The organism is Streptomyces sp. SP17BM10, assembly GCF_036322405.1.
Taxonomy (GTDB): domain Bacteria; phylum Actinomycetota; class Actinomycetes; order Streptomycetales; family Streptomycetaceae; genus Kitasatospora.
Genome location: NZ_JAQYXB010000055.1, coordinates 1 through 5,381 on the forward strand (window position 1 = coordinate 1; position 5,381 = coordinate 5,381).

Genomic DNA, 5,381 nt, shown 5'->3' on the forward strand with positions numbered 1-5,381 from the left:
CCGAAGCACCTGGACGAGAAGGTCGCGCGTCTGCACCTGGACGCGCTGGGCGTGAAGCTGACCACGCTGACCCAGGAGCAGGCCGACTACATCGGCGTCCCGGTCGAGGGCCCGTACAAGGCGGAGCAGTACCGCTACTGATGCGGTGACACCCGTACGTCGGTGGCCGGCACCCCCCGTGGGTGCCGGCCACCGGCGCGTTCGGGCGACTCGGCAGACTCAGGGGACGACGACGTCCGTCGTCCACTTGGTGTCGTCCGGGCCGAGGGACTTGATGTGGGCGAGCAGCCAAGGCAGGCCGCCGAGTTGCTCCAGGCTGGCGGGAACGCCGGACCCGGCCCCGACGGAGATGCTCAGCCCGTTTTGAACGGTGGTCACCGGCGGGTGCGGGTCGATGTAGGGGGACCCGGCCGTGTCGGTGTAGGTGGGCGTGGGGGTGGGGACGGTCCCGTTGCCCTGCACGCTGACCGAGACGGTCTTGTCGCCGTCCCGGAACATCAGCCACAGGAGCCAGCCGTTCGACCCGCTCGTGTCCGGCCGCAGCAACTCGGCGTCGGTGGGCTTGAGCGGCTCGGGCAGGCCGGTGACCTGCACCGGCAGGGGGACGTTCCACTGGCCGAAGCGCACGTCGGCGGCCGCTTTGTGGAGGACCTCGTTGGTGACCTCCGCCGGCTCGTTGCCGTAACCGGTGATCTCGGCCCAGCGGCCCGAGGCCGTCTGCCAGCGCAGTGTGGGCTGGGAGCGCGAGGACCCGTCGGGTACCACCCAGTAGGCATCCCGACCGTTGACCGGGTCGGCATCGACCTTGACGAGCTTCCCGTACGACGTGGTCATCGGTGGCTCGGAGCCGGCCGGGTACAACTGGACGATGATGCGTGAGGGGTCGTCGCGGCCGACGGCGCGGGCTTCCGCCTGGTAGCCGTGGTAGCTCTTGATGTAGCCGACGCTCTGTTCACCGTGCGCCCAGTCGGGCAGCCAGCCGAAGTGGACCTCGGTGGTCAGCGGGTCGAAGCCGACAGGAGTCGGCGTCGTGGTCGGTGACGCGGACGGTGACGGCGAGGTGGTCACCGTCGGTGCCGCGGGCGGTGCGGGGGTGGCGGACGTGCCTCCCGGTGCCAGCAGGGCGGTGGTCGTCACCACTGCGACCGCCACGGCGGCGATGGCACTGACCGTGGCCCGCCTGCGGCGGCGCAGTCGGGAGGTGCCCTCGGTGATGGACCGCACGGCGTGGAAACCCGGGGGCGGTGCCGGACCGTCGGCCAGCGCCATCAGGCGGGCGGCCAGCTCGTCGTGATCGTTGATGGTCATGGCGTCCTCTCTGCGACGGCGGGGCGGGCGACGAGCATGGTGCGGAGGGTCTCCAGCCCGCGTGAGCTCTGGCTCTTCACGTTGCCGGGGGAGCAGCCCAGGGTCTCGGCGGCCTGGTCGACGGTCAGGTCGCAGTAGTAGCGCAGGACGACCGTGGCGCGTTGGCGTGGCGGCAGTGCGGCCAGGGCCTGGCGGAGGTCGAGCGAGGCGTCCAGGTCGATGCTCGCGGCGGCCGTCTCGGGTTCGGCCTCCCGGCGGACCGTGCGGCGCCACCACGAGGTGCGCTGCTCGCCCAGGAACACGTTGACCAGCACCCGCCGGGCGTAGCCGTCCAGGTTCTCCACCCGCCCGGCCCGCGCCCAGTTCACGTACAACCTGGTCGTGGTCTCCTGCACCAGGTCGTCGGCCCGGTGCCAGTCCCCGCACAGCAGATAGGCGACCTTCCGCAGCCAACCGCTCCTGGAGGCCACGAACTCGGTGAACTCCGCGTCGTGCGTCTGCCTCGCCATCTGCACCCCCCTTCGTCGTGTCGGCGGCGTCTCTCCCGCGCCGTCCGTCTCCCTAATGCCGGCACCGCTCCGGAAGGTTGCATGCCGATCGGTCACGGGCGTCCACGTAGGCTTCGGCCATGCCCAACGGCCGGTACTCGCTCCACGACACCCACGACCACGTGCTGCTCGGTGAGGAGCGGTTCAGCTGCGCTCCCGGGCCGGCCGGCTGGCGGTACGTCTCCAAGACCTACGCCCCGGACGGCCGGGTGGCCGGCACCGTCGACCTCACGCTGGACTCGCGCGCCCGGCCGCTGCGGATGGAGCTGCGGGCAGGTGGATGGCAGGTCCGCGGCGGGGCGGTCGACGGGGTGGCGTGGGTGCGCACGGACGCGGCCGACCCGGGCGGCGAGCACGCGGTGGAGGGCCACGACCGCGCCCACGGGTTCACCGGGCGTTCGCCGGCGTTCCTGGTCGCGACCGCCCGGCTGCTGCGGCTGCGGGAGGGCGCGAGCGCCCGGGTGCGGCTGGTGGCGTTCACCGAGCCGGTGCTGGCGCCGCGCACCTTCGACCAGGGGTGGTTGCTGGAGGGGACCGACACGCACGAGACGGACTCCGGGCCGCTGCTCGTCGAGCGGTACCAGGTGGCGGACCTGGAGACGGGGGAGCAGCAGGTGGTACATCTGGCCGGGGACGTGGTGCTGGCGGCGGACGGGATCGAGCTGGAGGAACTGGAGTCGCCGCCGAACGCCTGGCCGGTCGAGTTCGGGGGGTAGGGCGCGGGTCAGGCGGGCGGGGCGAAGCCCATGTCGTTGGGCTGGGGGGTGGCGGGCGGTGCCGGGGGCGCGGCCGGGGCTGCGGGGGTCAGGGGCGCTGCCGGGGGCATCGGCGCCTGCGGGGCCCGGGCTCCTTGCATGGTCGGGTTGACCTGGGTGGTCGGGTTGACCTGCGTGGTCGGGTTGACCTGGGTGGTCGGGTTGACCTGCGTGGTCGGGTTGGCCTGCGGGACCGCCGCCGGCCCGTACGCCTGGGCGCGCGTCCACTCGCGACGCTGGCGCTCGGTGAGCACGGCGCCGAGGTAGGCGGCCGGGTGCACGCCGGGCGGCACCTCGTGGGCCGTCCTGGCGGCGAGGTCGGCGGCCAGCCGGGCGGACAGCTGGTGTGCCACGGTCGGGTCCAACTGGCCGATCCGGCCGAGCAGTTGGCGGATCGCGAGCCAGAGCGGCTCGGGGACGGGCGAGAGGTCCATCGTGACCAGCTCGTGCCCCATCGACTGCAGCAGCCGCGGATGCACCGGCGGCAGCGCGACCGCCGTTCCGCCGCCCGGCGCGCGCTCGCGGACGACCAGCGTCCCGGCGAAGATGTCGCCCAGCCGTTTGCCCTCCGAATTCACCACCGAGCAGATCACCGCGGGTGCGCCGCTCAGCGTGATCAACTCGAAGAAGCCGGTCAGGCCACGCACCAGTGCGTGCCGGAACCGCACCGGACCGCCGTCGCCGCGGACCACCCGCAGGCCGAGCGCGGCCTTGCCGAGCGAACGCCCGTGGCTGAACGTCTCGACCATCACCGGGACGCCGACCAGGAAGAACACCATCAGCCCGAGCATGATGGCGGCCAGGGCGGCGCCGTCGAGGCCCGAGAGGACGACGCTGAGGACCAGCGAGGTGATCAGCAGGGCGGCGAACTCCACGGCCAGGTCGAGCGCGACCGCGAGCGCCCGGCTCGGGAGCTTCGCCGCGCGCAGGTCGAGGACGATCGCCTCACCGGTCACCAGGTCGCTCAAGACAGCCGTCCGTTCACGCTCGTTGAGGTCGCCGAGGCGGATGGACGCCGCGCTGCGGGACGTCCCGGACCGGCCCCCGCGACCCACCCACTGCCGTCCGATCCGCAGTCGCCAACATACGGCGCCCGGCGCTCGGACGGGAAGTGAGATCCCGGGGGCCACGGCGTCGGTCCCTCCTGGCATGCTGGGCCCGCACGTGTCCGTACGTCTTCGCCCGCCCGACCCCGCCCGACCGCCCCGCGTGGGTGCGGCCGCCCCGCGCGGCCCAGCGCCTCACGTCGACCATGGAGCCGCCGCATGGACCTGGACGTCTTCGTCGCCACCCACCAGGGGGAGTGGAACCGGCTGGACGCCCTCGCCCGCGAGCGTCGGCTCAGCGGGGAGGAGGCGGACGAACTGGTCACCCTGTACCAGCGGGCCACCGGCCACCTGGCCAAGGTGCAGGCCGCCGCGCCCGATCCGACGCTCGTGAGCCGGCTGACCGCACTGGTGTCCCGCGGGCGGGCCGCCGTCACCGGCACCCGCAGCAGCGGCTGGCAGGACGTGGCGCGGTACTACACGGTGAGCTTCCCGGCGGCCCTGTACCGGTCCCGCCGGTGGTGGCTGCCGGTCGCGGTCGTCTCGCTGGTCGCCACCGCGGTGATCGCCTGGTGGGTCGCCAACCACCCCGAGGTCCGCAACAGCATCGCCTCGCCCGAGATGCTGCGCCAGATGACCCGCCCCGGCGGCGAGTACGAGGCGTACTACTCGGACCGCCCGGCGAGCTCGTTCGCGGCCCAGGTCTGGACGAACAACGCCTGGATCGCCATCAAGTGCCTGCTGTTCGGGATCGCGCTCGGCATCCCCGTGATCTTCGTGATGTGGTCGAACGTCCTCAACCTCGGCGCGGGGATCGGCCTGATGGCCTCCGCGGGCCGGCTCGACGTCTTCCTCGGCCTGCTCATCCCGCACGGCCTGCTGGAGCTGACCGCCGTCTTCGTCGCCGGCGGCCTCGGCCTGCGCCTGGGCTGGACGGTGATCGACCCGGGGCCGCGCACCCGGACGACGGCGCTCGCGGAACAGGGCCGCTCCATCATCGGCATGGCCATCGGCATGGCGACGGTGCTGGCGGTCTCCGGCGTCCTCGAAGCCTTCGTAACCCCGTCGGGCCTGCCCACCTGGGCCCGCATATCGATCGGCGTCGTCGCGGAGACCGCCTTCCTCCTCTACGCCCTGGTGCTGGGGAAGAAGGTCGCGGCCGACGGCGAGACCGGAGACCTGGACGCGGCCGACCGGGCGGACCTGCAGCCGGTCGCCGCCTGAGGCGGATGTGATCACCAGGCCCCTGACCTGCTACTCTTCCTGAATCCCGGCCGGACCATTGACGTGGTACCGGTGGGCTAGTAGGTTTGAACGGTTGGGACTGACTGGACAACGGTCGGGCCCGGGCGTTAGTGTCTACGACACCGCCGAATCGAGGTGAGCGCGTTTCACGAAATGCGCGCCCTCCGACGAAGCAAATCCCGCGAACTGAGCAACACGAAGGCTTTGATAAGCTTTCGAGCGAAGTTGCAGGAAATCCCCCCAGCGGGAATCGGACGAAAGAAACTCCGGGAAAACGGAGCGGAAAACGTCTGGTAGGCTGGAAACACGGAAGAACGAAGCGCCCGGAGGGCACGCTGAAAGGCGGCTCGAAGGAAGCGTCCGTTCCTTGAGAACTCAACAGCGTGCCAAAAGTCAACGCCAGATATGTTGACATCCCCGGCCTCGATCGTCTGATCGGGGTTGGAGATTCCTTTTGAAATAAACACTAGCGAGGACGC

The 5,381-nt window shown here is 71.6% G+C and carries 6 protein-coding genes; 3 read left to right on the forward strand and 3 right to left on the reverse strand.

Annotated features, from left to right (window positions below; translation table 11 throughout):
• Positions 1–141 (forward strand): adenosylhomocysteinase (locus PUR71_RS00190; RefSeq protein ID WP_329924247.1); only part of this gene is annotated, 141 nt, incomplete at its 5' end.
• Positions 142–219: 78 nt separating this feature from the next.
• Here PUR71_RS00190 and PUR71_RS00195 read toward each other — a convergent pair.
• Both PUR71_RS00195 and PUR71_RS00200 read right to left on the reverse strand, forming a co-directional pair.
• The gene (locus tag PUR71_RS00195; protein ID WP_329924242.1) at positions 220–1,308 is read right to left on the reverse strand and encodes a hypothetical protein; all 1,089 of its coding nucleotides are present in this window, start codon (positions 1,306–1,308) and stop codon (positions 220–222) included.
• Positions 1,305–1,817, reverse strand: coding sequence for a SigE family RNA polymerase sigma factor (locus tag PUR71_RS00200; RefSeq protein WP_329924243.1), 513 nt, complete (start codon positions 1,815–1,817; stop codon positions 1,305–1,307). Before PUR71_RS00200 ends, PUR71_RS00195 begins: the two co-directional genes overlap by 4 nt.
• Before the next feature lie 119 nt (positions 1,818–1,936).
• Between PUR71_RS00200 and PUR71_RS00205 the strand changes: the two genes are divergently transcribed.
• Positions 1,937–2,572, forward strand: coding sequence for a hypothetical protein (locus PUR71_RS00205; RefSeq protein ID WP_329924244.1), 636 nt, complete (start codon positions 1,937–1,939; stop codon positions 2,570–2,572).
• A gap of 8 nt (positions 2,573–2,580) precedes the next feature.
• Here the strand turns inward: PUR71_RS00205 and PUR71_RS00210 are convergent, their stop codons facing one another.
• Positions 2,581–3,579 carry an RDD family protein gene (locus PUR71_RS00210; RefSeq protein ID WP_329924245.1) on the reverse strand — a complete coding sequence of 333 codons (999 nt, stop codon included), beginning with the start codon at positions 3,577–3,579 and terminating at the stop codon, positions 2,581–2,583.
• Between the two features lie 297 nt (positions 3,580–3,876).
• Here PUR71_RS00210 and PUR71_RS00215 point away from each other — a divergent pair, with 297 nt between their 5' ends.
• Positions 3,877–4,881, forward strand: a complete 1,005-nt coding sequence (locus PUR71_RS00215) for a stage II sporulation protein M (protein WP_329924246.1) — start codon at positions 3,877–3,879, stop codon at positions 4,879–4,881.
• The last annotated feature ends 500 nt before the right edge of the window (positions 4,882–5,381 follow it).

Bases quoted from the DNA above. Each gene is read 5' to 3' on its own strand.
- PUR71_RS00200 (WP_329924243.1), bottom strand. From the start codon at position 1,817: ATGGCGAGGCAGACGCACGACGCGGAGTTCACCGAGTTCGTGGCCTCC.
- PUR71_RS00195 (WP_329924242.1), bottom strand. From the start codon at position 1,308: ATGACCATCAACGATCACGACGAGCTGGCCGCCCGCCTGATGGCGCTG.
- PUR71_RS00215 (WP_329924246.1), top strand. From the start codon at position 3,877: ATGGACCTGGACGTCTTCGTCGCCACCCACCAGGGGGAGTGGAACCGG.
- PUR71_RS00205 (WP_329924244.1), top strand. From the start codon at position 1,937: ATGCCCAACGGCCGGTACTCGCTCCACGACACCCACGACCACGTGCTG.